The sequence below is a fragment of the Methylococcus capsulatus str. Texas = ATCC 19069 genome (assembly GCF_000424685.1).
GTDB lineage: Bacteria > Pseudomonadota > Gammaproteobacteria > Methylococcales > Methylococcaceae > Methylococcus > Methylococcus capsulatus.
In genome coordinates this window covers 412,766-437,045 of the sequence record NZ_AUKJ01000016.1, presented here as the reverse complement: position 1 = coordinate 437,045, position 24,280 = coordinate 412,766, and the positions used below count along the sequence as shown (strand labels likewise).

Genomic DNA, 24,280 nt, shown 5'->3' with positions numbered 1-24,280 from the left:
CTCACCTCTCCCGAGCGGCCCGCGCCGAAACGATCCGGGCCAAATGGCCTGCAAGTTCCGTGATAGGCCCGTGCTTCATCTTCATGGCCGCTTTGTTCACCACCAGCCGGCTACTGATGTCCATGATCAGCTCCTGCGGCGCCAGGCCGTTTGCGCGCAGGGTGTTGCCGGTATCGACCAGATCGACGATGCAGTCCGCCAGACCTACCAGCGGCGCCAGCTCCATCGAGCCGTACAGCTTGATGACTTCGGCCTGCACGCCGCGGCGGGCGAAAAAACGCTTGGCGGTGTTGACGTACTTGGTGGCGACCCGCAGACGGCGGCTGGCCACCGGCCTGCCCGGCGGACCCGCGGTCATCAGCCGGCAGCGCGCTATTCCCAAATCGAGCGGCTCGTAGAGTCCCTCGCCTTCATATTCCACCAGGACATCCTTGCCAGCAATGCCGAGATCGGCCGCGCCGTATTCGACATAGGTGGGGACGTCCGCCGCCCGGATGATGACCAGTTGCACGTCGTCCCGCTCGGTAGGAAGGATCAGCTTACGGCTTTTATCGGGGTCCACCGACGGCACGATGCCTGCCTCGGCCAGGAGCGGCAGGGCTTCTTGGTAAATGCGGCCCTTGGAAACGGCGATGGTCAGCATGCGGCTAATTCGGCACACGGCGGATTTCGGCACCGAGCTGAGCCAGCTTTTCCTCGATGCATTCGTAGCCGCGGTCGATGTGGTAGATACGGTCGACCTTGGTCTGCCCTTCGGCCACCAGTCCTGCCAGCACCAGGCTGGCGGATGCGCGCAGGTCGGTGGCCATGACCGGCGCCCCGGTCAGGCGGGACACGCCTTTGACGATGGCGGTATTGGACTCCAGTTTGATGTCGGCCCCCATGCGCTGCATTTCCTGAACGTGCATGAAACGGTTTTCGAACACCGTTTCGGTGATCACGCCGACGCCCTCGGCAATGGCGTTCATGGCGGTGAACTGGGCCTGCATGTCGGTGGGGAACGCCGGATAGGGCGCCGTATGGAGCGATACCGCCTGAGGCCGCCGGCCCTTCATGTCCAGCTCGATCCAGTCGTCTCCCAGAGTGATTTCCGCGCCGGCCTCCTCCAGCTTGGCCAGAACCGCGTCCAGCAGATCGGGGCGGGTCCCCTTGAGCTTGACGCGACCGCCGGTCATCGCCGTGGCAACCAGGTAGGTCCCCGTTTCGATGCGGTCCGGCAGGATCCGGTAGTTCAACCCTGCGCCGCTCAGTGAGTCGACGCCCTCGATCTGCAGGACGTCCGTCCCCGCCCCGCTCACCTTGCCGCCCATGGCATTGATGAAATTGGCGAGGTCGACCACCTCCGGCTCCCTTGCCGCGTTTTCGATGATGGTCACACCGTCGGCGAGTGCTGCGGCCATCATCAGGTTTTCGGTGCCGGTCACGGTCACTTGATCCAGCACCAGCCGGCAGCCCTTCAGCCTTTTCGCCTCGGCGTAAATGTATCCGTTGCGGACGTTGATTTCGGCCCCCATGGCGGCCAGTCCTTCCAGGTGGAGATTGACCGGTCGGGTACCGATGGCGCAACCGCCTGGCAGGGACACCTCCGCCCGCCCGAAACGGGCCAGCAATGGCCCCAGCACCAGAATGGAAGCCCGCATGGTGCGGACCAATTCATAGGGCGCGAAAAAATTCTGGATGGTGCTCGGATCGACCTCGATGTTCAGCTTCTCGTCGACCATGAGATTCAAACCCATGCGGCCGAGCAGCTCCATGGTGGTCGTGATGTCGTGAAGATGGGGGACGTTCCCCACGGTCACGGGGCCGTCCGACAGCAAGGTCGCGGCGAGCACCGGCAGCGCCGCGTTCTTGGCGCCCGATATCCGCAGTTCGCCGGAAAGCGGCCTGCCGCCCCCGATGAGAAGTTTATCCATGCAGTTCTGTATCCGTAGTTTGAGATGCCGCTCCGGAACAAGACGCCAGCAACACACCAGTTCCGGACACGCGAACCAGATTCTCGACCTGGGCCGGCATGTTTTCCAGGCGCAGGGACACCCCGCGCTTCCGTGCCAGCCTCACCCATTCGATCAGCAGGGCGATGCCGGCGCTGTCAGCGCGCTCCACCCCGCGCAAATCGATCGCCACCCCGTTTCGGGTACGAAACAGAGGGAGCGTTTCCTTGAGCGCCGCCGGTGCGGTCGTGAATGTGAGTTCGCCCCTCACCGCGTACCGCCCCGGGGCCTCCTCCCGTAAGACGAAGACGCGTTTTTGTCCCGCTGCCGGACGCATCGCTATTTCTTCTTCTTGCCCGATTCGTCCCGGGACTTATCCCCGCCTTCCGCCTTGTCGAACAGGAACCGGCTGACGACTTCCTCCAGGACCAGCGCCGATTGGGTCAGTTCGATCTGCCCCCCGTCCGCCAGATAGTCGTCGCTCCCGCCCGGCGTAAGACCAACGTACTGTTCCCCCAGGAGTCCGGCGGTCAGGATGCTGGCGCTGGTATCGTCGGGGAGGGTGTCGTACTGCCGGTCGATACGCATTTCCACGACCGCCTCGTAGGATTTCTTGTCGAAAGACACCGACGTGACCCGCCCGATCCGTACCCCGCCCATGGAGACGGCCGCCCGGGGTTTCAGGCTGCCGACGTTCTGGAACCGCGCGGTGATCCGGTAGCCCTCGGCACCGGTCTCGAATTCGCTGAGATTGCTCACTTTCATGGCAAGCAGGAACAGCGACGCCAACCCCAGGGCGACGAATATCCCCACCCAGATTTCAATCGTTTTCGAATGCACGCCTCAATCCTTTCCAAACATCAGGGCCGTGAGCACGAAGTCGCAGCCCAGCACTGCGAATGCCGAGTAGACCACCGACCGCGTCGTCGCCCGGCTGACGCCCTCCGAGGTCGGCGTGGCATCGTAACCTTCGAAAACGGCGATCCAAGTGACGACCGCGCCGAACACCAGGCTCTTGATAAAACCGTTGACGATATCCTCGTCGAAATCGATCTTGGCCTGCATCTGCGAGCGGAACGCGCCCTCGTCCACGCCGAGCAGACCGACGCCGACGAAATAGCCGCCCAGCACGCCGATGATGCTGAACAACGCCGCCAGCAGCGGCATCGACACCACACCGGCGAAATAGCGTGGCGCTATGATCCGTTTCACCGGATCGACCGCCATCATTTCCATGCCCGAGAGCTGCTCGGTCGCCTTCATGAGACCGATTTCCGCCGTCAGGGCGGAACCAGCCCGACCCGCAAACAGGAGCGCCGTCACCACGGGCCCCAGCTCCCGCACCAGCGATGCGGCCACCATCACGCCCAGACTCTCCTCCGCGCCGAAATCCGAGAGAACATAATAGCCCTGCAGCCCGAGCACCATCCCGACGAACAGCCCCGAGATCATGATCAGGAGGATGCTCAGCACACCGACCGAATACATCTGAACGATGAGGAGGTCCAGGCGAGCAACCAGCCCGGGCAACCCGGTCAGCACATGCAGGATGAACAAATGGGCCCGCCCCAGTTTGCGGATGCCGACCAAGGCCGACTGGCCAAGCAGCTGGAACGGCTTCAACACGATATTCATCGGCTTGCCACGAAACCCAAGAGGTCGCTCGCGTAATCCTTGGAAGGATAATGGAAATGGACCGGACCGTCCGGCAACCCGTCCATGAACTGCCGGATCCAGGGTGAATCCGACCGCGCCAGCTCCGCCGGCGTGCCGCGCCCGACCACTTTGCCGCCCGAGATCAAGTAGACATAGTCCGCGATGGACGCGGTCTCTTGCACGTCATGCGACACCACGATACTGGTCAGCCCCAGACCATGGTTGAGATCGTGGATCAGTTGCACCAGCACCCCCATCGAAATGGGATCCTGGCCGGTGAACGGCTCGTCGTACATGATCATCATGGGATCGAGCACGATGGCTCGCGCCAGCGCGACTCGCCGAGCCATGCCGCCCGAAAGTTGAGCCGGCATCAGATCGCGCGCGCCGCGCAAGCCCACCGCCTCGAGCTTCATCAGCACCAGGGTGCGGATCATGGACTCCGGCAGTCGGGTGTGCTCGCGCAAGGGGAAAGCGACGTTCTCGTAGACCGAAAGATCGGTTAGCAACGCTCCACTTTGGAACAGCATGCCCATGCGCTTGCGCAAGGCATAAAGTTCATCCAGCCCCAGCCGGTGAACGTTGATGCCGGCCACCCGGACGGTACCGCTGTCGGGACGGAGCTGGCCGCCGACGAGCCTGAGCAGCGTGGTTTTGCCGGTGCCGCTGGGCCCCATGATCGCGGTGATCTTGCCGCGGGGAATGTCGAGGTCGATGTTGTCGAAAATCTTGCGACCATTGCGGGAAAAACTCAGGCCGCGGATGGAAACGAGCGCCGGGGTGTCCGAAGGCTGGAAGGTCATTGGGCCGCTACGCGCGTCGTATCGTCAGTTCAAAACGCAAAAAAGGCGTATTGTCGGGACTGGGTTGGATTCAGTCAACTCGAACCGCTCCTGTGTCCACGAAAAACCTTTTCCAATCAATCCCGTCAGAACGGCTCAAAGCTCGACGGCCTCCAACGCGACGCCACATTCCTCGTTGACCCGCTTGATCGGAATACGGGCATAGCCATTGCACGGCTTGACCTGGATAGCGGCGAGCCGCTGGCCGATGGGTGAAAACCCGCGGTAACCAATGACACCCGGATTTTCCGCCCACGTGGCAGCGATTTCACAGACCCGGTCGAAATACCCCACCCAAGGTCTGCGAGAACCAGCGCTCCAGACGCCGGACTCCGATGCCAGCCGCCCGCTGCCGATGCAATGCTGAGTCAGGTCGTTGCGATGTACGTGGCTCCACGTTTCCGACCGCATCAGCGACCCGTCGAACAGGAAACGCCCGCCGGATTCGAAGGTGAAAACGAAGGCGCGGCATTCCGGGAAACCGGCCAGCTCCCCCCCCTCCATCCGGCTGAGGGCGAGCGGCGCGCATGGAACCCGGGGGCGGACGTTTCTTTCATGGACACGCGAGCCCAGAACGCCTGGGAATCCGCGTCCCCGACGTCCTGTGCCAAATGGAAAAACAAATCCAGCCCGTCCGGCCGCTGCGGCAGGTCGGTTCCAGCTTCGGCCAGCGCGCGCCGCGATCCGGGACTCGGGCGAATCTGCCGCTGCCGGGTCACCGGAGACACGGAAACTCCCTCTCCCAGGACCTCATGTGCCGCGGTCAGCGGTTTTTTCCGTCGCCGAGCCGGTCATGCGGCGGGGCCGATCAACTTCACGCCGCCCATGTACGGCACCAGGACTTCCGGCACCCGGATCCGCCCGGCTTCATCCTGGCAGTTCTCTAGGACCGCGACCAGGGTACGTCCGACGGCGAGTCCCGAACCGTTGAGCGTATGGACCAGCTCCGGTTTGCCGGTTTCCGGATTGCGCCAACGCGCTTGGAGCCGGCGCGCCTGAAAGTCGCGGAAATTGCTGCAAGACGAGATTTCCCGGTAGGACTGCTGGCCCGGTAGCCAGACTTCCAGGTCGTAGGTCTTGGCGGAGGAAAAGCCGGTGTCTCCTGCACACAGCAGCACACGCCGGTAGGGCAGACCGAGCCGCTCCAGGACGACTTCGGCGTGGCGGGTCAATGCCTCGTGGGCCTCGCGCGAGTCTTCGGGACGGACGATCTGGACCAGTTCCACCTTCTCGAACTGGTGCTGCCGGATCAGTCCGCGCACGTCACGGCCATAGGAGCCGGCTTCGCTGCGGAAACACGGCGTATGACAGACGTATTTCAGCGGCAGGCGTTCTTCCTCCACGATCTCGTCCCGCACCAGATTGGTGACCGGGACCTCGGCGGTCGGAATCAGATAGAACACCGGCTCGTGCTGCACCTTGAACAGGTCCTCCTCGAACTTCGGGAGCTGACCGGTGCCGCGCAGGCTGTCGGCGTTGACCAGGAACGGCACGTAGGTTTCGACGTAGCCATGCTCGCCGGTGTGGATATCGAGCATGAACTGCGTCAGGGCACGCTGCAGCCGTGCCAGTGGCCCGGTCAGGACCACAAAACGCGAACCGCTCAGTTTGGCGGCCGCTTCGAAATCCGCGCAGCCCAGACCGACGGCTAGATCGACGTGGTCCTTGGGTTCGAAGTCGAATTGCGGCGGCTCGCCCCAGCGCCGGATCTCGACGTTGTCAGCCTCGCTGCGCCCCTCGGGCACGTCGGTGTCCAGGAGATTGGGCACGCCGAGCAGCAGGGCTTCCATGCGTTCCTGGATCGACGCCAATTCAGCCTCGTTTTCCTTCAACCGCTCCCCCAGCCCCTGCACGGCTGCCAGCAAGGGCTCGATGTCTTCCCCCCGCGCCTTGGCCTGGCCGATGGACCTGGAACGGCTGTTACGCTCGTTCTGCAAGTTCTGGGTTTCCACCTGCAGGGCCTTGCGGCGCTCTTCGAGCGCACCGAAGGCAGCGGTGTCCAGAACGAAGCCGCGGCGACCGAGCTGCCGTGCGGTCTCTTCCAGTTGGGTGCGGAATAAACGTGGATCCAACATGTATCGCTCATTCTCCTCGATTGGGATTCGTGGCGCCGTAAGCCAGAGCCGGCCAGGTCACCGCATGATGAAAGTCGTATGTTTCGCTGAGGTTGGCCAGGGCCGATTCGAGTCGCACGGATGGGGCGAACGACCCGGCGACCTGGCGCGTTGCCGGCACCTGCTTCACCAGGTCGCTCAGGATGTCCTCGCCCTCGCGGGGATCGGTCCGGAGGGAGCCATCAACCGGCTCATCCCGCCCCCCTTGCCAGCACCAGTCCCAGGCTGAGAAATACCACGGCGGCGAACGCCGACAGCGTGAAAGCGCCCCAAAGCTGAAACGCACCCCGCAACTCGGTGCCCGTCACGACCAGGGCGACCAGCGTTCCCACAACGACGAGACCGGTCAGGGCCACCAGCACCAACGATTCGAGCTGCGGACCCAAGCCGGCCCGTGCGAAGGCGAGAGCCGCAGCGAAACCGGCCAGCAAGGACATCCCACAGGCGGCTCCGAAGATCCGCAGTCCTGGCCCGCCGACCAGCGCCGCAATCTCACCGACGGCCAGCCGGCGCGCCAGCACTGCCCCGACCCAAACCGCCGCAAGACACAGAACGACGCTCAGCAGGACGTTGAGCGCCGCCTTGAGCAGGCTCCCCTCCTCGAACAGCGCCAGCGTCTCCAGAGAAAACGTCGAAAACGTCGTGTAGGCACCGAGAAAGCCGACCAGCACGGCGACCCGGTATTCCGCTGCCAGAGCGAAACGCTGGATCAGCATTACCGACAAAAATCCCATGAGGAACGAGCCGCTGACGTTGATGAACAGGGTTCCGTGCGGGAAATCCCGTCCAAGCCAGCCGTACAGGCCGTTGGAAACCCAGAAGCGCGCCAACGCCCCGGCGGCTCCGCCCAGCGCGATTGCAAACAGCGACAGATTCATCGGGCTTTTCCGCGCAGAGTAGCCATGGTATCGGGCGAAGGATTCGTCACCACCCCGGCCTCCGTGACGATGGCGTCGATGAGCGCTGCCGGGGTCACGTCGAACACCGGATTCCAGGCGCCGATCACGCTGTCGCTGCCGAGGAAGAGGGGATGCAGCAATTCGCGCGGATCGCGCTCTTCCACCACGATGTCCTCCCCTGTTGCCGTCGCCCAGTCCACCGTCGAAATCGGCGCCACCACCATTAGCTTCACTCCGTGATGTCTGGCCAGCACCGCCAGTGAATACGTACCGATCTTGTTCGCGACATCGCCGTTGGCCGCGATCCGGTCGGCACCCACCACCACCCATTGCACGGCCCCCGATTTCATCAGCCAGGCGGCGGCGGAATCGGCCAGCAGCGTCGCCGGGATTCGGTCCTGACCGAGTTCCCAGACCGTCAGCCGCGCACCCTGGGACCAGGGCCGGGTCTCGGTGGCGTAGACCCTTTCCAGCGCGCCACGGCGCCAGGTGCTTCGGATGACGCCCAGCGCAGTGCCATAGCCACCGGTCGCCAGCGCGCCCGTGTTGCAATGCGTCAGGACCCCTTTGCATCCGCCCAAAATGGCGGCGCCGAGTTCGCCCATCGCCAGGTTGGCGGCGAGATCGTCTTCGTGAATCCTGCGGGCTGCGGCCAGGAGCGCCGGTACCGGGTCGCCTTCGATAGCGGCCATGGCCTCGCGCATGCGCTCCAGCGCCCAGAACAGATTGACGGCGGTGGGCCGGGAGCGTGCCAACACGGCGATGTCGTCCTCGACCGCCCGTTTCCAGTGGGCGGGATCGCGTGCGTAAGCGGCCCGCGCGCCGAGGACCACGCCATACGCCGCGGCGATACCGATGGCGGGCGCCCCACGGACCCGCATGCTGGCGATCGCCTCGGCCACGCCGGCCGCCGTGTCGAAAATCTGGTAAACCACGTCTCCCGGCAGCAGACGCTGGTCGAGCACCTCCAGGCCACCATCCGACCATTTCAGTGCCTGGACGGCGGAAACCGCGGAAAATGAATGATCTGACACGGCAAGGATACCCTGAAGCGTTGCTATGGCTGCCGGCGAGCGGCAGAAAGGACCGATTTTACGGACTGAAGGCACGATTGGCCATGGACACCCGGGAGACGGCTCACGGTGCCGGCCGGCTCCGTTGGCGCATCACTTCGTACAGGACTATGCCGGTTGCCACCGAAAGATTGAGGCTCTCCACCCCGCCCACCATCGGTATCCGTAACAGGAAGTCGCAGCGCTCGCGGGTCAGGCGCCGCAGCCCCACGCCTTCGGCACCCATCACGACCACCAGCGGGAGGCGGAGGTCCAGCTCGTACAGCGTCCGCTCCGCCTCACCCGCAGCCCCGACCACCCAATAGCCGCGCTGCTTGAATCGATCCAGGCAGCGGGCGAGGTTCGTCACCCGGTAGACCGGCACGGTCTCCGCGGCGCCCGAAGCAACCTTCGCCACCGTGGGTGTCAGCCCGACCGACTGGTCCTTGGTGACCACCAGCCCTTTCACCCCCGCAGCGTCGCAGGTGCGTAGGCAAGCCCCGAGATTGTGGGGATCCTGCACGTGGTCGAGCACGAGATAGAGAGGGTGGCCGTCGGCGGCATCCAGTGTATCGAGTAATTCGGCCTCTCCCTGCTCCCCCGGCAGATCGAGTTCTAGCAGGATGCCCTGGTGTTTGCGGGGATCGGCCAGGCGATCGAGTCGTTTCCGGTCCGCCCGGACGATCTCCACCCCCAGTTCGTCCAACCGCGTCGCCACGGCCTGGAGGCGGTTCTGCATGCGATGATCGTCCAGCCAGGCCTTGACTATCTTGTCGGGCGAGTAGTCCAGAGCCGCCTCGGCGGCGTGAATGCCCCAGACCCGGCGCACTCCGGTCATTTCTTGCCCCGCTTCCGGCTGCGCTTTCTGCGCTTGGAACGCGGCTCCGGGGCATCCGCGGTCTTCTTGACCAGATCGAGATCGATCTTGCGCTCGTCGAGGTCGACCCGGGCGACTTTGACCCGCACCGTGTCGCCCAGCCGGTATCGAACGCCGCTGCGCTCTCCGGTGAGGCGATGACCGATGGGATCGTAGTGGAAGAAATCCTTGTCGAGGTTGGAAATGTGCACCAGTCCCTCGACGAAGATGTCGCGCAGTTCCGCGAAAAAGCCGAACGAGGTGACGGCCGAGATGACGGCGTCGAATTCCTCACCCAGCTTGTCCAGCATGAACTCGCATTTGAGCCAGCTCACCACGTCGCGGGTGGCCTCGTCGGCGCGACGCTCGCAGGTCGAGCAATGCTCGCCGGCCAGCACCAGATCGTTGTGGGAATAAGCAAAGTCGCTGGCCTTGGCTTTGCTCAGAGCATGCTTGATGGCGCGATGGGTCAGCAGGTCGGGGTAGCGCCGGATGGGCGAAGTAAAATGGGTATAGGCGTCGGAAGCCAGACCGAAATGCCCTTTCTTGTCCGGACTGTAGACGGCCTGCGCCAGCGACCGCAGAAGCACGGTCTGCACCAGGTGCTCGTCCGGACGACCCCGGATGGCTTCGATCAGCTCGGCATAATGCCGGGGCTCTGGATTGTCTCCGCCGCCCAGGTTCAGGCCGACCTCCCCAAGGAAGGTACGCAGATCGGCCAGACGCTCCGCCGTCGGACCCTCATGGACACGCAGCAGATGCGGAACCTTCTTCTTCGCGAGGAAGCGGGCCGTCGCCATGTTGGCGGCGATCATGCACTCCTCGATGAGACGATGGGCGTCGTTGCGCACGACCGGTATGATGGTGTCGATCTTACGTCCGGCGCCGAACACGATCCGGGACTCCTGGGTCTCGAAATCGATGGCGCCGCGCTCCTCCCGCGCCCGCCGCAGATTCCGGTAGACCGAATAAAGGTTCTCCAGATGCGGTACCAGTGCCTTGTAACGGCGCCTGAGCTCCTTGTCGCCGTCGACCAGGATGCGCGCGACCTGGGTGTACGTCAGGCGCGCATGAGACCGCATCACGGCTTCGTAGAACTTCGCGCGGCCGATATTTCCGTCTTCATCCAGGACCATCTCGCAGACCATGCACAAGCGGTCTTCCTCCGGATTGAGGGAGCACAACCCGTTGGACAGCACCTCCGGCAGCATTGGAATCACCCGTTCGGGGAAATACACCGAAGTGCCACGGGTCTGTGCCTCCCGGTCCAGAGCCGTGCCCGGCCTGACGTAATACGAAACGTCGGCGATCGCGACATACAGCTTCCAGCCCTTGGGGGTGCGGCGGCAATACACGGCGTCGTCGAAATCGCGCGCGTCTTCGCCGTCGATGGTGACCAAGGGAAGCTCGCGCAGATCGATCCGACCGGCCTTGGCCTCCTCCGGCACCGCCGGAGCCAGACTGGCGATCACGGTCTCGACATCTTCCGGCCACTGGTTCGGCAGATTGTAATTGCGGATCGCGACCTCGATCTCCATGCCGGGCGCCATGTGGTCACCCAGGATCTCCACGATCCGGCCGATGGGTTCGCGCCGCGCGGTCGGCTGCTCGACGATCTCGACCACGACGATCTGGCCGTGGCTGGCACCGGCGAGGGCATTTTCCGGAACCAGGATATCGAGGGGGATGCGTTTGTTGTCCGGAACGACGTAAGCGATGTCGTTCTCTATGTAGAGCCGGCCGACGGTGCTGTGGGTGTTTCGTTCCAGAACCTGGACCACCGCCGCTTCCCGCCGCCCCCGACGGTCGATGCCGCGCACACTGACGACCACCCGGTCGTCGTGGATCAACGCGCGCATGTCCTTCGGCGAGATGAACAGGTCGGCGCTGCCGTCGTCGGGATGGAGAAAACCGAAGCCATCGGGATGGCCGATCACCCGACCGGCAATCAGATCCTTGGCATTGACCACGCAAAAACGGTCGCGGCGATTGCGCAACAATTGCCCGTCGCGTTCCATGGCATTGAGCCGACGCCGCAACGATTCACGGTCTTCGGCGTCGTCCACGCCGAGCGCATCGGCGACCTCCTCGAGGTTGGCCGGCACACCGATGTCCTGCAGCACCTTGAGAATCAATTCCCTGCTGGGGATGGGGCGTTCGTACTTCCTCGCCTCACGTTCGGCATACGGATCCTTGTGGCGGAATTCCCGCTCGCGGGAAGCCGCAGCGGCCGAAGACGTATTCAAATCGCTTTCCTGCTCCTTGATGCTCAATGTGTTCTCTCGAGTGCTTGGTTGTTGACAGTGAAGGTGGAGCTAGCTATGATATCAGCTCTAGCAAGGCTTTCGGGCCTCATCATCTTGCCGAGGTGGTGAAATTGGTAGACACGCATGTTTCAGGTACATGTGAGGCGACTCGTGGAGGTTCAAGTCCTCTCCTCGGCACCAAAGTACTACTGTATCACGCCGTTTCAGGGCGTGCCACGAACCCGCAAGCGCCAAGGCTTGGCGGGTTTTTCGTCTCATACCGTGTCACCGGCTAGCGTCCCATCCCGTGACGTTCGACGGTATTCCTGACGGCACCGCCGCCTTTGGCGGAACCGATCCCGTCAAGCCGAAGTCTCCCATGTTAACGGGCAGGGATGGCCCATGGACATGATCGAGCGGCAGCTTGGCCGCGCGGAAGGCAACGAGGTGAAAGCGGCCTGCAACCATGCCGAGCACCTGCCGGAGCGCCGAAAGATAGCGCCATCGCCAGACTTCGAGCCGCCATCCGAACGGACCAAGCGCCCGACGACGTGGACCGGGATGAATGGGAAAGAATCGGGAGGAAAAGGGGCGGAAGGAGCCGCGAAGAGGGTAAGCGGCGGCGTTGTGACGGCACCGCCGTTCTCAAGGCGCGTAACTCTCCTCATGCGCGATTCGAGCGTACTTTGAGGGTTTGAGCCTGTATCCGCGCCGGCGTGGCATGTCATGGTCGATTTCGTCGACCTGCGGGCCTCCCCTGTCGAGGAAACCCGCATCCCGGACATTTCAGCCCGCTGCGAAGGGATTCTGTATCACGATCGTGTCCTGTCGGTCGGGGCCGGTCGAGATGATATCGACATTGACGCCGGTGGTCTCTTCCAACCGCCTGATGTAGGCCCGGGCATTGGCCGGCAGATCGTCCAGAGCCCGGATACCCGCGGTTGACTCCTGCCAGCCTGGCATCTCTTCGATGATCGGTTCACAGCGGGCGTAATTGTCCGCACCGATAGGGACGGTATCGATTTCCTGTCCGTCGTATCGGTAGCCGGTGCAAATCCCGATCCGGGGCAAACCGTCGAGTACGTCCAGCTTGGTCAGGCAGATGCCGCTGAGACCGTTCAATTTGGCCGACCGGCGCATGAGTACGGCATCGAACCAGCCGCAGCGCCGGCGGCGCCCCGTCGTCGCGCCGAATTCGGCACCCTTCTGGGTCAATATCTCCCCCGTGGCATCGAGCAATTCCGTCGGAAACGGCCCGTTGCCCACGCGCGTGGCATAGGCCTTGGTGATTCCCAGCACGTAGTCGAAGTTCAGAAGACCGACGCCGGTACCACAGGAAGCGCCGCCGGCGGTGGTGTTCGACGAAGTGACGTAGGGATAGGTGCCGTGGTCGATGTCCAGCATCGCTCCCTGGGCGCCTTCGAACAGAACGTTCTCGCCCGCACTCTGGTAGCGATGCAGGATGCCCGCCACGTCCCCCAGCATGGGGCAGATTTTCCCACCGAGATCCAGCAGGCTGTCCAAGGTTTCCTGGAAATCCACGCCCTGCGCGCCGTAATAACGGGTCAACATGAAATTGTGATAGTCGAGCAGCTCGCGCAGGCGTTCGGGCAGTCCCGCCGTATCCCGGAGATCGCCCGCCCGCAGCCCCCGGCGCGCGACCTTGTCTTCATAGGCAGGTCCGATGCCGCGGCCGGTCGTACCGATGGCCTTGCCCCCCCGCGCCGCCTCCCGGGCATTGTCCAGAGCGATATGCACCGGCAGGATCAAGGCGCAGGCCTCGCTGACGATCAGCCGGTCACGAATCGACAGTCCCACGCTCTCCAGCACCCCGATCTCCTGCATCAGGGCTTCCGGTGACAACACGACGCCGTTTCCGATGAGACAGTTGACGCTGTCCCGAAGAATGCCCGAGGGAATGAGGTGGAGCACCGTCTTGCGGCCGTCGATGACCAGCGTGTGCCCCGCATTGTGTCCCCCCTGGAAACGAACGACGGCGTTGGCGTGTTCGGTCAGGAGATCGACCAGCTTTCCTTTACCCTCGTCCCCCCATTGGGTTCCGATGACGACTATGTTTTTTGCCATTGAAGATGATTCCGTAGCTGTATCGTTTGGCCTTCACCGCCGCGGGGACGGCAAAAGCCGGAAACCGGTGTCAGGTGTCTTTGGAGGCAACAGGACAGACACACCAGCGCTCACCATTGCGCCGCAACTCGCTGCGGAATCCGTGAGCTGCCGCATCGCCCTGCTGACCCGGAAGTGCCTCTATCACGATCCGCCCGGCGTCGCGCAGTTCACGGATGGCCGCGATCAGTGCGGGATCGGAGACGGCGGGAGCGAATATGGCCTCTCCACTGCCGACAAAAGATTCGCCGAGCCCGGACAGTCTGAGGACGACCTTGAGGTCGGCGCTGAATCCCGTTGCCGGGCGCGCCCGCCCGAACACCTTCCCGATGTCGTCATATCGCCCGCCGCGAGCAATCTCCCTCCCATAGCCCGGCACGAACGCAGCGAACACCACACCGGTCTGATAACGGTAGCCCCGCAACTCGGCCAGATCGAAATTGACGGGAACCTCGGGGCAGCAGTCGCCGAGCCGCTCTGCCAGCACCGCCAGCTCCTCCAGAGCCATGTGCACCGCGGCATTGGCCTCGGACAGGCATTCCCGGGCCCGCTCCATGACACCGTGACGACCGTTGAGGTCGACCAGCTCCGTAAACATGCGGGCCAGCGGTGGATCGATGTCCAGGCTTGCGACAGCCGCGGTGAGTTCCGGGCGCGCCTTCTGCTGCAAGAGGGAAAACAGCTCGCCTTCCTGCTCCCCGGTCAGGCCAGCCTGGCGTGCCAAGCCGCGGAAGATACCGACGTGACCCAAATCCAGATGGATTCGTTCCACGCCGGCCGTCGTCAGAACCTCCAGCATCAAGCGGATGATCTCGAGATCACTGGCCCGACCGCTGTGGCCGTAAAGCTCGGCGCCGAACTGGATGGGACTGCGCGATTTTTCCAGACGATCGGCCTGGGTATGCAGCACGGACCCCAGGTAGCAGAACCGTCCCGGCGTATCGCCGGCATGGGTGCGGGCATCGATGCGGGCGACCTGTGGTGTCATGTCGGCGCGGATGCCGAGAAGGCGCCCACTGGCCTGATCGATCAGCTTGAACGTCTGGATATCCAGGTCGTGGCCGGCGCCCGTCAACAGCGAGTCGATAAACTCGATCAGCGGCGGCATCACCAGGCGGTAGCCCCAGGCCGCAAAGCGGTCGAGCACCCTTCGCCGAAGCAGTTCCAGCCGCTCGGCTTCCTCGGGCAGGAGTTCTTCGATGCCTTCCGGCAACAGCCAGCGGTCATCGGCCGGATAAGAAAAAGGGAACATAAGGAATCGTGGGGTCGGACCGCAATCAACCGGCCCTTCCCGGAACACCGTTGGGCGAAAGACGTCGGTGACGGATTATAGCGGAGGAATCGGCCGGGTGCCCGTCGGCGACGGGCACCCCCCCTCCTTTACTTGCCGGTGGATTTCTTGAAATACCTGAAGAACTCGGAATCAGGCTCGAGCACCAGGGTGTCGTCTTCCTGGATCGCAGCGCGGTAAGCCGAAAGACTGCGATAGAGACTGAAGAATTCCTTGTTCTTCCCATAGGCCTGGGCGTAAATATCCGCCGCCGCGGCCTCCCCTTCGCCGCGCTTGAGCTCGGAATCCCGGTAGGCGTCGGCCAGGATCACTTCCCGCTGACGATCGGCATCCGCACGAATCCGTTCGGCCGCCTCGGCACCGCGAGAACGGAAATCGCGGGCCACCCGCGCCCGCTCGGCCTCCATCCGCCGATAGACCGAGGAACTGACCTCGCTCGGCAGATCGATACGCATGACGCGGACATCCACTATCTGGATCCCCAGCTGTTCCGCCACCGGACTCGCCGCATTGCTCAGCACGTCACGGATCTGCGAACGTTCGGACGATACCAGTTCCCGGATGGTGCGCTTGCTGAATTCGCTGCGCATCGCGTCCTTGACGATCTGATCCAGGCGAATGTTCGCCTGGATCACGTCGCCCGCGACGGTCGTGTAATACTTGGCAACGTCCTTCACCCGCCATTTCACGAAGGAATCGACGATGACGTTCTTTTTTTCGGATGTCAGGAAGCGCTCCGGCTTGGACTCCAGGGTCAGAATCCGTCCGTCGAACTTCTTGACGTTGTTGATGAACGGAACTTGCAAGTAAATCCCGGGCGTATAGTCCGACTGCACGATTTCGCCCAGCCTGAACCGGATCACCTTCTGGGTTTCGGAGACGGTGAATACCGACAACGACGCCAGCACCGCCGCCGCGCCTGCCACTGCGATGATTACCTTGGTCTGCACCATTATTGTCCCCTCCCGTCCCTGCCGCGGCTCGAGGCGCGCCCGCCGCCGCCCTTGGCCCCTCCGTCCTGCCCATCGATCTGCGTCGGCACGGAAAGGCTGCCGGTTTCCGTTTCCGAAACCGCCGTATCGGCGCCGCCCCGACCCGATCTGATCTTGTCCAGCGGTAGATAGACCACGTTGTTCCCGCCCTTCACGTCCAGCAACAGAGTGTTGGCACGCCCCATCACTTCCTGCATCGATTCGATGTAAAGACGCTCTCGCATCACCTCCGGCGCCTTCTCGTACTCGGCCAAAATGCGCTCGAACCGGCCTGCTTCGCCGCGCGCCCGGGCGATGACCTTTTCCTTGTAGCCTTCCGACTCTTGAATCAGTCGCGACGCCGCGCCCCGCGCCTTGGGAACCACTTCGTTCGCATAGGCCTCGGCCTCGTTTTTGAGCCTTTGCTCGTCCTCGCGCGCCTTGATGGCATCCTCGAACGCCGCCTGCACATCTTCCGGGGGCTGCGCATCGACCAGATTGACGGTGATGATCCGGATGCCTGCGTGGTACTGATCGAGAATCTCCTGGATTTCGGACTTGATGTCCGAGGCGATGCTACTGCGTCCTTCCGTGAGCACGAAATCCATGGTGCTGTTGCCGATCACCGATCGTTCGGCACTCTCGGTGACCTGTTTCAGCGTGCCCTCGGGATCCAGCACGTTGAACAGATACTCTTTGGCGTCCTTGATCTGGTACTGCACGGCCAGACGCACATCGACGATGTTTTCGTCCTGGGTCAGCATGAGCGCTTCGCGCGGCACCGAACCCAGTGAGCCAACCGCTTGCTGGCGCCCCCCCGAACGATAACCGACTTCGACGAAGCGCTGCTGTTCGACGTTCACCACCGTCACGGTCTCTACCGGGGATGGCCAGTGCCAGTGCGGACCGGGCTGGGTGGTTTCGACGTACTTGCCGAAACGCGAGACCACGCCGCGGCTGCCTTCGTCGACGATGTAAATGCCGGTCAGACCCCATACCGCCACGGCGGCCGCACCGATCATACCCGCCACCCGGGTTGCGTTCCCGCCGCCCCCGTCGGGCTTGCGTCCGAACAGCTTGTTGATGCGTTCCTGCAAATTGCGAAGAACTTCGTCCAGATCCGGCGGGGTATCCTGCTGGTCGCGCCCGCTCCACGGGTCCTTCTTTCCACCGCCCGGTTCATTCCAAGCCATGTGAACACTCCTGTGACGATCTATTAGCCATTGCTTTCGATTTGCAGCATTGCCCGGATTATCCCGGAAATTCCTCAAACATACAAAAATCCCCAGTGGAATCATCGGGGGCTCACGGTCAGCAAATCCTCGCAGTCGGCACGTTCGGGGGCGTCCCCGATGGCACGGCGCAAAGCGCGGGCACTGGCCGGAAACTCCACGGACAGCCGCCAGCCGCCTTCGCCATCGGGCTCGTCCCACAATATCCTCGCTTCGCGATAGAGGCGTGCCCGGAGTTGACCCTGACCGGCGGTCAGGGTCAGGATGCGACGCTCGACGCCGCCCCCCAAGACTTCCTCCAGAAGCCCCTTGAGCAAATCGAGGCCGGCGCCACTCCGCGCCGAAATCCAGACCCGGGCGGGCCGACCCGACGCATCGCGTTCGACGTGAGGAACCACACCGTCCAGGCCGTCGACCTTGTTATATACCTCGATGCACGGAATCCGGTCGGCACCGATCTCCGCCAGCACCTGCCGCACCTCGGCGATGGTTTCATCCATCCGTTCATCGGTGGCATCGACGACTTGCAGCAGAAGATCCGCTTCGGCCGATTCCTGGAGGGTGGAGCGGAACGCCGCAACGAGTTCGTGCGGGAGATGACGTATGAACCCCACGGTGTCTGCCAGCACCATGTCCAGACCGCCGGTGCTCAGACGGCGCAGGGTCGGATCGAGGGTCGCGAACAGCTGGTCCGCCGCATAGACGTCAGCCCGGGTCAAGGCGTTGAACAGAGTCGATTTGCCGGCGTTGGTGTAACCGACCAGGCCGACCACCGGCACTTGCGCCCGGCGACGGGCCTGCCGCCCTTGATCGCGCTGCACCTCCACCTGCTGCAACCGCTTCTGGATCTGGCGAATCCGGTTGGCCAGAAGACGCTTGTCGGTCTCGAGTTGGGTTTCGCCCGGGCCGCGCAGACCGATCCCACCTTTCTGGCGCTCGAGGTGAGTCCAGCCCCTTACCAGCCGGGTGGAAAGGTGTTTCAGCTGAGCCAGTTCGACCTGGAGCCGCCCCTCGAACGAGCGCGCGCGCTGGGCGAAGATGTCCAGAATGAGGCCGTTACGGTCGACCACCCGGATGTTTAGTGCCTTTTCGAGATTGCGCTCCTGACTCGGCGTGAGCGCGTGATTGAAGAGCACCAGATCGGCCTCATGCACCTTGACCGTCTCGGCCAGCTCTTCCAGCTTGCCCTGACCGATGTAGAAGCGCGGATCGACCGCACGCAACCGTCCCGCCAGAGTCGCCACCGCCTCGGCCCCCGCGGAGAGAGACAGGAGCCGAAACTCGTCCAGATCCTCCTGATCCGGCCCGGCCAGCGGCATGTGCACCAGTACCGCGCGTGATCCGATACCCGGCCTATCGAACAACCGACTCCCTCACGACGACGGTTCCATGAGGCACACCTCCCTCTGCCTCATTCGGCCTCCTCGTCGCCACTTTCACCCGCATGTGGGACGCGCACCGGGCGGCCGGGCACGATGGTCGAAATCGCATGTTTGTATACCATCTGGCTGACGGTGTTCTTCAGCATGATTACGTACTGGTCGAACGAATCCACCTTTCCTTGCAGCTTGATTCCGTTGACCAGATAGATCGAAACCGGAACATGCTCTTTCCGGAGTGTATTCAGGAATGGATCTTGCAGATTTTGGCCCTTCGACATCCTCTTTCTCCTTGTTGTTTTTTGGATTGGATTACCTTCCCATCCAAGACTCGGAACAAATTAACAGAATTACACCGGCATCGCTATCTGCACAATCTTGAGACAAACCGTTTGCAATTCAAGCCTTCCCATGAAAATTTTCCGCGGTGCCAGGATCCGACTCCTCTCCTTCCCGCCTCATCGCCGATCCCAGTCGTCCCTTTTACAATTCAATGGAAAACCGCCGCCGTCCAACCGACGCTCCATGGTTTACAATGCCGGCCCCGAAGCGAAGAGAGCTCCATGAACCCCATCTCCCCCCCGCGCTGTGTGATGTTCGACCTCGTCGGGCCCCGGCTGTCCGCAGACGAACGTGAATTCCTGTGTCACCCCGCCGCCGGCGGGCTGATCCTGTTCAGCCGGAACTACGCGTCACCGGACCAGATGCTGGCGCTGGTATCGGAGGTCCGCAGCTTGCGGCCCGACATGCTGATCGCCGTGGATCATGAGGGCGGTCGGGTCCAGCGTTTCCGCGAAGGCTTCACCCGGCTGCCGCCGGCCTCCGCGTACCTCGAAGTGGCTGGCGAAGCCGGACTGGCAGCGGCCGAAACGGCAGGCTGGCTGATGGCAGCGGAGCTGCGCGCCGTGGGCGTGGACTTCAGCTTCGCGCCGGTGCTCGACGTCGACAGCGGCATCAGCACCGTCATCGGCGACCGCGCCTTCGCCCGTACACCGGAGGAAGTCACCGCCGCGGCCCGCGCCTTCGCCACCGGCATGCGGCGTGCGGGCATGGCGGCGGTGGGCAAACACTTCCCCGGCCACGGTGGTGTGGCCGGCGACTCGCACCTCGTGCTGCCCGAAGACCGACGCGAACTCGAAGAATTGCTCGCGCGTGATCTGCTGCCCTTCTCGGCGTTGATCCGTGAGAACCTCGAAGGCATCATGCCGGCCCACGTCCTTTACTCCCGCATAGACGCCCGGCCGCCGTGCTTCTCCCCTTTCTGGCTGCAGACCATCCTGCGCGAACGGATGAATTTCGATGGCGCGATCTTCTCGGACGACCTGTCCATGGCCGGCGCAGCCGTGGCCGGCGACTATGCCGCGCGTGCGCTGGCGGCACTCGAGGCAGGCTGCGACATGCTGGTGGTCTGCAACACCCCCGAGGCGACGGCGAGCATTCTGGAAGCCCTGGAAAACCGTACCGCATCCCCCGGCAGTACCCGCCGTCTCGCCGCCATGTACGGCCGCTCGCGAATCGACCGCGACGCGCTGGTGGCAAGTAGCGAATGGCGCAATGCGGTCGACCGCATTCACTCTTTCAACGACTCTGCGCAATGAACAGACTCGAAGAAATACGGCAGGTCGAGACGGCCGCCGAACGGCTGTACTCCGAAGCCGAGGTCGAAAACGCCATCGTGCGCCTGGCCGCGGAAATCACCGAAGCCATCGCGGACCGCAATCCGATCGTCATGACCATTCTCACCGGGGGCATCGTGTTCGCCGGCAAGCTGCTCACCCATCTACGGTTTCCGCTGGAGCTCGACGCCATCGGCGCCACCCGCTACCGCGGCCGGACCGCAGGCGGCGTAACCCACTGGCGACTGGAACCTGGCCTTTCCCTGCAGGGCCGCACCGTGCTGCTGGTCGACGACATCCTCGACGAAGGCGTCACCCTCGCCGAGGTACGCGAACACTGCCTCGACCGAGGGGCGGAGCGCGTCCTGATCGCAGTGCTGGTCGACAAGGATCTGGGCCGGGAAAAGCCCTGCCGGGCCGATTTCGTCGGCCTGGTGACCGAAAACCGCTATCTCTTCGGATACGGTCTGGACTACAAAGGCTATCTGCGCAACGCCGCGGGCATTTATGCCTGCCCCAAGATCGAATCCCAAGGAACCTGACATGAGCCTCACCGCAATCATCGGCGGCACCGGCCTGACTCGGTTGACGCACCTCCAAGTCCACCGCCGTGAATCCCCGGCCACACCCTATGGCGCACCGTCCTCCGAGCTGACTTTCGGCCGGCTGGCCGGTCGCGATTTCGTATTCCTGGCACGCCATGGCGACCCGCACACCATCCCGCCCCACAAGATCAATTACCGCGCCAACCTCTGGGCCCTGAAACAGGCCGGCGCCGAGGCCATCATAGCCGCCGCCGCGGTTGGCGGCATCAGGCCCGATCTTGCCCCCGGCCGACTGGCCATCCCGCACCAGATCATCGATTACACCTGGGGGCGGGCCGGCACTTTCTTCGAGGAGGGGCTGGACCATGTCACCCACATTGACTTCACCACCCCTTACAGCGAAAACCTGCGCCAGAAGCTCATCGCCTCGGCCCGTGCCGCCGGCCTTTCCGTCGTCGACGGCGGCGTCTATGGCTGCACCCAGGGGCCACGGCTGGAAACGGCGGCTGAAATCGCACGAATGGAACACGACGGCTGTGACCTCGTCGGCATGACCGGGATGCCGGAAGCCGCGCTGGCGCGTGAACTCGAACTGCCCTACGCGGCCTGCGCGATCGTGGCCAACTGGGCTGCCGGCAAGAATGAAGGAGAGATAACCTTGGCCGAAATCGAGCGGCATCTGGCGCGGGGGATGGCCGATTTCGTCGCGCTGCTGACCCGCTTCGCCGAGTCCTCGTGATCCGGATCAGCCGCAGCCGCCGATGGTTACCTTGACCTGTTTGCGGCACCCGTAAATGCGGCCCCCGGCTTCAACCAATGCCACCACGGGGCTACTCTCGTTCATTTTGATTCGGAACGAAACCAAAGGTACGGCTCCGTTCCGGAACTCGAAGGATGCCGCCAGTGGCCTGGGATTGCGCACCACCAGAAGATGCAACGCCGTGGTGCCCTCGAGACGGCTCTCCAGGGTGACCGGCACGATCGCGCCGTTTTCCGCACTGTCGGGGACATCCAAGGCCAGCAAGGCGGTTTCTTCCAGCTTGCGATCGGCGGTGAGGGAGCGCAGGGCGGCCTCATAGGCCGCCGGATCCGCCTCCCTCCCGAAAGCCGAGGGGGCACCGGACAACCGCCATACGGCGATGCCCTTCAGGGCGGAGAGGACGAAACGGCGGCGGGAGAGATGGAAGCTCATCGAATATGCCCAACTTGCCGGTGCAACCAGCTTATCGTTACCCTGAGTCCCGGCCAAACCCCTTGTTCTCCACTATCCTGAATCCATGAGTCTTTTGATCCAAGCCGATGCCATACATGGGATGACGGCTGCGTTTCCGCTCCCCCCTCATGATCGATCGCGGCCTCCGGCGGAAAGAACCGAATCGCCACTCGACCTCGACCGCCGGGCCGATGCCGATCGGCCACGGTCCGTCATCCGGCTCGGGCGGCCTCGTTTCTTCGCAAGGCCCCACGGCGGATTCCCGATTTCGGCCGAACCCGCCCGCTCACCGCAGTGTTTCCTGCCGTTCATGAGGATCTCCCGACCGCGGGCCGCTCTCCCTGAAGAAGCCCCGCGCAGCAGAAACCGGCGTTCCGCACCGGCCATGAACACGGATATCCGGTAGTATGAAAATCCGCGCCCGAACCGCTGACGGCATCACGACCGTCCGTTTGCTGATCACCCATCCGATGGAAACCGGCCGCCGCCGGGACGAAACCAGCGGTGTGGTCGTCCCCGCACACTATATCGAGGAACTCACCCTCGAGCATGACGGCAAACCCGTGGTGCGCTGCCGCCTCACCACCGCCGTGTCCAAGGACCCCTATTTTTCCTTCCAATTCCGCGGCGGACGACCGGGCGAACGCATCCGGGTGAACTGGACCGACAATCTCGGCAACACAGAATCGCAGGAAGGCGTCATCGAGTGATTACAGTTCCCGGGTCGCGCTGAAACGGATCTCCGGCCAGCGCTCCTCGGTGAGCGACAAATTCACCCGGCTGGTGGCAAGATAAACCAAATAGCCGCTGCCGTCCTCGGCCAGGTTGTCGTGGACCTTGCGCTTGAACTCTTCCAGCTTCTTGGGATCGCTGCACGACACCCAACGTGCCGTCGTCACCGGCACCGCTTCGTAGACGCAATCCACATTGTACTCGGCCTTGAGCCGGAACGCCGTCACGTCGAACTGCAACACTCCCACCGCCCCCAGAATCAGATCGTTGTTGCGCAAAGGCTTGAACAGCTGAGTCGCTCCCTCTTCGCTCAACTGCTGGAGACCGCGCTGCAAGGCCTTGGAGCGCAGTGGATCCTTCAGCACGACGCGGCGGAACAGTTCCGGGGCAAAGGAGGGGATTCCCTCGAATTTCAGGTTCTCTCCCTGGGTGAAGGTGTCACCAACCTGAATGGTACCGTGGTTGTGCAGACCGATGATGTCGCCCGGATAGGCCTCTTCCACATTCTCGCGGCTGTCGGCCTGGAAGGTGATGGCGTTGGCCACTTGCATGGCCTTGCCCGAGCGCACATGGAACAGCCGCACACCCTTGGTGTAACGACCGGAACACACGCGCAGGAAAGCGATACGATCGCGGTGGGCCGGATCCATGTTAGCCTGGATCTTGAATACGAAGCCGGAAAACTTGTCCTCCCCCGGCGCCACGAGGCGCTCCCGCGCCTGGCGCGCCTGCGGCGGCGGTGCATACTCGGCGAAGGCATCGAGCAATTCGAGGATGCCGAAGTTGTTGATCGCCGACCCAAAGAACACCGGCGTCTGGCGCCCGGCGCGATAGGCCTCCGGATCGAACTCGTGGCTCGCACCCCGCACCAGTTCGATCTCCATGCGCAGTTCGTCCGCGATATCCCCCAGGAGTTCATCCAGCTTCGGGCTGTTCAAGCCCTCCACGACCTCGCCCTTGACGATGCGGTCGCCGTGCGATGCACTGAACAAATGGATCGCATCCTCGTACAAGTGGTAAACGCCCTTGAAGCGTTTGCCCATACCGATCGGCCAGGTGATGGGCGCGCACTGGATGTTCAGCACCCGCTCGACCTCGTCCAACAGCTCCACCGGCTCCCGCCCCTCACGGTCCAGCTTGTTGATGAAGGTAAGGATCGGCGTGTCGCGCAGCCGGCACACCTCCATCAGCTTGATGGTCCGCTCCTCCACACCCTTGGCGCTGTCGATCACCATGAGGGCAGAGTCCACCGCCGTAAGGGTCCGGTAGGTGTCCTCGGAGAAGTCCTCGTGGCCCGGCGTGTCGAGCAGGTTGAAGATGCGGTCACGGTGCTGGAACTGCATCACTGAGGTCGTGACCGAGATGCCGCGCTGCTTCTCCATCTCCATCCAGTCCGAGGTCGCATGCCGCGTCGCCTTCCGACCCTTGACCGAACCCGCAAGCTGGATCGCTCCGCCGAACAGCAGCAGCTTTTCGGTCAGCGTGGTCTTGCCGGCATCGGGATGGGAAATGATGGCGAAGGTTCGCCGCCGCTCGATTTCGAATTCAAGTTCGGACATGGAACAGGTTTGCGGAACGAAA

Annotated in this window: 25 protein-coding genes and 1 tRNA gene; 6 read left to right on the top strand and 20 right to left on the bottom strand. The window is 63.3% G+C overall.

From position 1 onward, the window contains the following. Window position 1 precedes the first annotated feature (1 nt). The 12 genes from hisG to rnr form a co-directional block, all read right to left on the bottom strand. Window positions 2-643 (bottom strand): ATP phosphoribosyltransferase, encoded by a 642-nt coding sequence (hisG, locus tag H156_RS0104190; protein WP_017366286.1) that lies wholly within the window; start codon window positions 641-643, stop codon window positions 2-4. A 4-nt stretch (window positions 644-647) separates the two neighbouring features. After that, window positions 648-1,913, bottom strand: coding sequence for a UDP-N-acetylglucosamine 1-carboxyvinyltransferase (gene murA / locus H156_RS0104185; RefSeq protein WP_010961211.1), 1,266 nt, complete (start codon window positions 1,911-1,913; stop codon window positions 648-650). Beyond that, a complete protein-coding gene (locus tag H156_RS0104180) occupies window positions 1,906-2,268 on the bottom strand; it encodes an STAS domain-containing protein (protein ID WP_017366287.1) in 363 nt (120 codons plus the stop codon). The genes murA and H156_RS0104180 overlap by 8 nt, the downstream gene beginning before the upstream one ends. A gap of 2 nt (window positions 2,269-2,270) precedes the next feature. Continuing rightward, the gene (mlaD, locus tag H156_RS0104175) at window positions 2,271-2,771 is read right to left on the bottom strand and encodes an outer membrane lipid asymmetry maintenance protein MlaD (RefSeq protein ID WP_010961213.1); all 501 of its coding nucleotides are present in this window, start codon (window positions 2,769-2,771) and stop codon (window positions 2,271-2,273) included. Between the two features lie 3 nt (window positions 2,772-2,774). After that, entirely contained in the window at window positions 2,775-3,566 is a 792-nt protein-coding gene (gene mlaE, locus H156_RS0104170) for a lipid asymmetry maintenance ABC transporter permease subunit MlaE (protein ID WP_010961214.1), read from the bottom strand. Beyond that, window positions 3,563-4,390 carry an ABC transporter ATP-binding protein gene (locus tag H156_RS0104165; RefSeq protein WP_010961215.1) on the bottom strand — a complete coding sequence of 276 codons (828 nt, stop codon included), beginning with the start codon at window positions 4,388-4,390 and terminating at the stop codon, window positions 3,563-3,565. Before H156_RS0104165 ends, mlaE begins: the two co-directional genes overlap by 4 nt. A 135-nt stretch (window positions 4,391-4,525) precedes the next feature. Continuing rightward, window positions 4,526-4,933 carry a hypothetical protein gene (locus tag H156_RS0104160; RefSeq protein ID WP_017366288.1) on the bottom strand — a complete coding sequence of 136 codons (408 nt, stop codon included), beginning with the start codon at window positions 4,931-4,933 and terminating at the stop codon, window positions 4,526-4,528. A 287-nt stretch (window positions 4,934-5,220) separates the two neighbouring features. Beyond that, complete coding sequence (gene serS, locus H156_RS0104155) at window positions 5,221-6,504, bottom strand: serine--tRNA ligase (RefSeq protein WP_017366289.1); 1,284 nt, start codon at window positions 6,502-6,504, stop codon at window positions 5,221-5,223. A 230-nt stretch (window positions 6,505-6,734) separates the two neighbouring features. Further along, window positions 6,735-7,421 carry a fluoride efflux transporter CrcB gene (gene crcB / locus H156_RS0104145; protein ID WP_017366291.1) on the bottom strand — a complete coding sequence of 229 codons (687 nt, stop codon included), beginning with the start codon at window positions 7,419-7,421 and terminating at the stop codon, window positions 6,735-6,737. Further along, window positions 7,418-8,476 carry an S-methyl-5-thioribose-1-phosphate isomerase gene (mtnA, locus tag H156_RS0104140; RefSeq protein WP_010961219.1) on the bottom strand — a complete coding sequence of 353 codons (1,059 nt, stop codon included), beginning with the start codon at window positions 8,474-8,476 and terminating at the stop codon, window positions 7,418-7,420. The genes crcB and mtnA overlap by 4 nt, the downstream gene beginning before the upstream one ends. A gap of 103 nt (window positions 8,477-8,579) precedes the next feature. Beyond that, window positions 8,580-9,332, bottom strand: a complete 753-nt coding sequence (gene rlmB, locus H156_RS0104135; protein ID WP_010961220.1) for a 23S rRNA (guanosine(2251)-2'-O)-methyltransferase RlmB — start codon at window positions 9,330-9,332, stop codon at window positions 8,580-8,582. Beyond that, the gene (gene rnr, locus H156_RS0104130; protein WP_010961221.1) at window positions 9,329-11,596 is read right to left on the bottom strand and encodes a ribonuclease R; all 2,268 of its coding nucleotides are present in this window, start codon (window positions 11,594-11,596) and stop codon (window positions 9,329-9,331) included. The genes rlmB and rnr overlap by 4 nt, the downstream gene beginning before the upstream one ends. 116 nt (window positions 11,597-11,712) lie before the next feature. On the opposite strand from rnr, the gene H156_RS0104125 reads away from it, so the two are divergent. Both H156_RS0104125 and H156_RS16950 read left to right on the top strand, forming a co-directional pair. Beyond that, a tRNA-Leu gene (locus H156_RS0104125) sits at window positions 11,713-11,797 on the top strand. A gap of 201 nt (window positions 11,798-11,998) precedes the next feature. After that, window positions 11,999-12,286: a hypothetical protein gene (locus tag H156_RS16950; RefSeq protein ID WP_017366293.1), complete on the top strand. Its 288-nt coding sequence runs from the start codon at window positions 11,999-12,001 to the stop codon at window positions 12,284-12,286. A 96-nt stretch (window positions 12,287-12,382) separates the two neighbouring features. Here the strand turns inward: H156_RS16950 and H156_RS0104120 are convergent, their stop codons facing one another. The 6 genes from H156_RS0104120 to hfq all read right to left on the bottom strand — a co-directional run bounded on the left by H156_RS0104120 (window position 12,383) and on the right by hfq (window position 18,874). Next, on the bottom strand, window positions 12,383-13,681 hold the full coding sequence (locus H156_RS0104120) for an adenylosuccinate synthase (RefSeq protein WP_017366294.1): 1,299 nt from the start codon (window positions 13,679-13,681) through the stop codon (window positions 12,383-12,385). 70 nt (window positions 13,682-13,751) lie between these two features. After that, window positions 13,752-14,972: an ATP phosphoribosyltransferase regulatory subunit gene (locus tag H156_RS0104115; RefSeq protein ID WP_010961224.1), complete on the bottom strand. Its 1,221-nt coding sequence runs from the start codon at window positions 14,970-14,972 to the stop codon at window positions 13,752-13,754. A 128-nt stretch (window positions 14,973-15,100) separates the two neighbouring features. Continuing rightward, a complete protein-coding gene (gene hflC / locus H156_RS0104110; RefSeq protein ID WP_017366295.1) occupies window positions 15,101-15,964 on the bottom strand; it encodes a protease modulator HflC in 864 nt (287 codons plus the stop codon). After that, complete coding sequence (hflK, locus tag H156_RS0104105) at window positions 15,964-17,175, bottom strand: FtsH protease activity modulator HflK (RefSeq protein ID WP_017366296.1); 1,212 nt, start codon at window positions 17,173-17,175, stop codon at window positions 15,964-15,966. Before hflK ends, hflC begins: the two co-directional genes overlap by 1 nt. A gap of 101 nt (window positions 17,176-17,276) precedes the next feature. Continuing rightward, window positions 17,277-18,578 (bottom strand): ribosome rescue GTPase HflX, encoded by a 1,302-nt coding sequence (gene hflX, locus H156_RS0104100; protein ID WP_017366297.1) that lies wholly within the window; start codon window positions 18,576-18,578, stop codon window positions 17,277-17,279. A 47-nt stretch (window positions 18,579-18,625) separates the two neighbouring features. Beyond that, on the bottom strand, window positions 18,626-18,874 hold the full coding sequence (gene hfq, locus H156_RS0104095) for an RNA chaperone Hfq (protein WP_010961228.1): 249 nt from the start codon (window positions 18,872-18,874) through the stop codon (window positions 18,626-18,628). 282 nt (window positions 18,875-19,156) lie between these two features. On the opposite strand from hfq, the gene nagZ reads away from it, so the two are divergent. Genes nagZ through H156_RS0104080 form a run of 3 tightly spaced genes read left to right on the top strand, consistent with a single transcriptional unit; the run spans window position 19,157 to window position 21,493 of the window. Next, the gene (gene nagZ, locus H156_RS0104090; RefSeq protein ID WP_017366298.1) at window positions 19,157-20,191 is read left to right on the top strand and encodes a beta-N-acetylhexosaminidase; all 1,035 of its coding nucleotides are present in this window, start codon (window positions 19,157-19,159) and stop codon (window positions 20,189-20,191) included. Continuing rightward, window positions 20,188-20,751 (top strand): hypoxanthine-guanine phosphoribosyltransferase, encoded by a 564-nt coding sequence (locus H156_RS0104085; RefSeq protein ID WP_017366299.1) that lies wholly within the window; start codon window positions 20,188-20,190, stop codon window positions 20,749-20,751. Before nagZ ends, H156_RS0104085 begins: the two co-directional genes overlap by 4 nt. 1 nt (window position 20,752) lies before the next feature. After that, on the top strand, window positions 20,753-21,493 hold the full coding sequence (locus H156_RS0104080) for an S-methyl-5'-thioinosine phosphorylase (protein WP_017366300.1): 741 nt from the start codon (window positions 20,753-20,755) through the stop codon (window positions 21,491-21,493). Window positions 21,494-21,499: 6 nt separating this feature from the next. Here H156_RS0104080 and H156_RS0104075 read toward each other — a convergent pair whose 3' ends face one another. Further along, the gene (locus tag H156_RS0104075) at window positions 21,500-21,946 is read right to left on the bottom strand and encodes a thiosulfate oxidation carrier protein SoxY (protein ID WP_017366301.1); all 447 of its coding nucleotides are present in this window, start codon (window positions 21,944-21,946) and stop codon (window positions 21,500-21,502) included. A 428-nt stretch (window positions 21,947-22,374) separates the two neighbouring features. Between H156_RS0104075 and soxZ the strand changes: the two genes are divergently transcribed. Continuing rightward, complete coding sequence (gene soxZ, locus H156_RS0104070) at window positions 22,375-22,677, top strand: thiosulfate oxidation carrier complex protein SoxZ (protein WP_017366302.1); 303 nt, start codon at window positions 22,375-22,377, stop codon at window positions 22,675-22,677. Here soxZ and H156_RS0104065 read toward each other — a convergent pair whose 3' ends face one another. Beyond that, on the bottom strand, window positions 22,678-24,258 hold the full coding sequence (locus H156_RS0104065; RefSeq protein ID WP_017366303.1) for a peptide chain release factor 3: 1,581 nt from the start codon (window positions 24,256-24,258) through the stop codon (window positions 22,678-22,680). Window positions 24,259-24,280 lie beyond the last annotated feature (22 nt).

Coding starts and splice junctions, on each gene's coding strand:
- hisG (WP_017366286.1), bottom strand. CDS start 643: ATGCTGACCATCGCCGTTTCCAAGGGCCGCATTTACCAAGAAGCCCTG.
- murA (WP_010961211.1), bottom strand. CDS start 1,913: ATGGATAAACTTCTCATCGGGGGCGGCAGGCCGCTTTCCGGCGAACTG.
- H156_RS0104180 (WP_017366287.1), bottom strand. CDS start 2,268: ATGCGTCCGGCAGCGGGACAAAAACGCGTCTTCGTCTTACGGGAGGAG.
- mlaE (WP_010961214.1), bottom strand. CDS start 3,566: ATGAATATCGTGTTGAAGCCGTTCCAGCTGCTTGGCCAGTCGGCCTTG.
- H156_RS0104165 (WP_010961215.1), bottom strand. CDS start 4,390: ATGACCTTCCAGCCTTCGGACACCCCGGCGCTCGTTTCCATCCGCGGC.
- H156_RS0104160 (WP_017366288.1), bottom strand. CDS start 4,933: ATGGAGGGGGGGGAGCTGGCCGGTTTCCCGGAATGCCGCGCCTTCGTT.
- serS (WP_017366289.1), bottom strand. CDS start 6,504: ATGTTGGATCCACGTTTATTCCGCACCCAACTGGAAGAGACCGCACGG.
- crcB (WP_017366291.1), bottom strand. CDS start 7,421: ATGAATCTGTCGCTGTTTGCAATCGCGCTGGGCGGAGCCGCCGGGGCG.
- rlmB (WP_010961220.1), bottom strand. CDS start 9,332: ATGACCGGAGTGCGCCGGGTCTGGGGCATTCACGCCGCCGAGGCGGCT.
- H156_RS16950 (WP_017366293.1), top strand. CDS start 11,999: ATGGACATGATCGAGCGGCAGCTTGGCCGCGCGGAAGGCAACGAGGTG.
- H156_RS0104120 (WP_017366294.1), bottom strand. CDS start 13,681: ATGGCAAAAAACATAGTCGTCATCGGAACCCAATGGGGGGACGAGGGT.
- H156_RS0104115 (WP_010961224.1), bottom strand. CDS start 14,972: ATGTTCCCTTTTTCTTATCCGGCCGATGACCGCTGGCTGTTGCCGGAA.
- hflC (WP_017366295.1), bottom strand. CDS start 15,964: ATGGTGCAGACCAAGGTAATCATCGCAGTGGCAGGCGCGGCGGCGGTG.
- hflK (WP_017366296.1), bottom strand. CDS start 17,175: ATGGCTTGGAATGAACCGGGCGGTGGAAAGAAGGACCCGTGGAGCGGG.
- hfq (WP_010961228.1), bottom strand. CDS start 18,874: ATGTCGAAGGGCCAAAATCTGCAAGATCCATTCCTGAATACACTCCGG.
- nagZ (WP_017366298.1), top strand. CDS start 19,157: ATGAACCCCATCTCCCCCCCGCGCTGTGTGATGTTCGACCTCGTCGGG.
- H156_RS0104085 (WP_017366299.1), top strand. CDS start 20,188: ATGAACAGACTCGAAGAAATACGGCAGGTCGAGACGGCCGCCGAACGG.
- H156_RS0104080 (WP_017366300.1), top strand. CDS start 20,753: ATGAGCCTCACCGCAATCATCGGCGGCACCGGCCTGACTCGGTTGACG.
- H156_RS0104075 (WP_017366301.1), bottom strand. CDS start 21,946: ATGAGCTTCCATCTCTCCCGCCGCCGTTTCGTCCTCTCCGCCCTGAAG.
- soxZ (WP_017366302.1), top strand. CDS start 22,375: ATGAAAATCCGCGCCCGAACCGCTGACGGCATCACGACCGTCCGTTTG.
- H156_RS0104065 (WP_017366303.1), bottom strand. CDS start 24,258: ATGTCCGAACTTGAATTCGAAATCGAGCGGCGGCGAACCTTCGCCATC.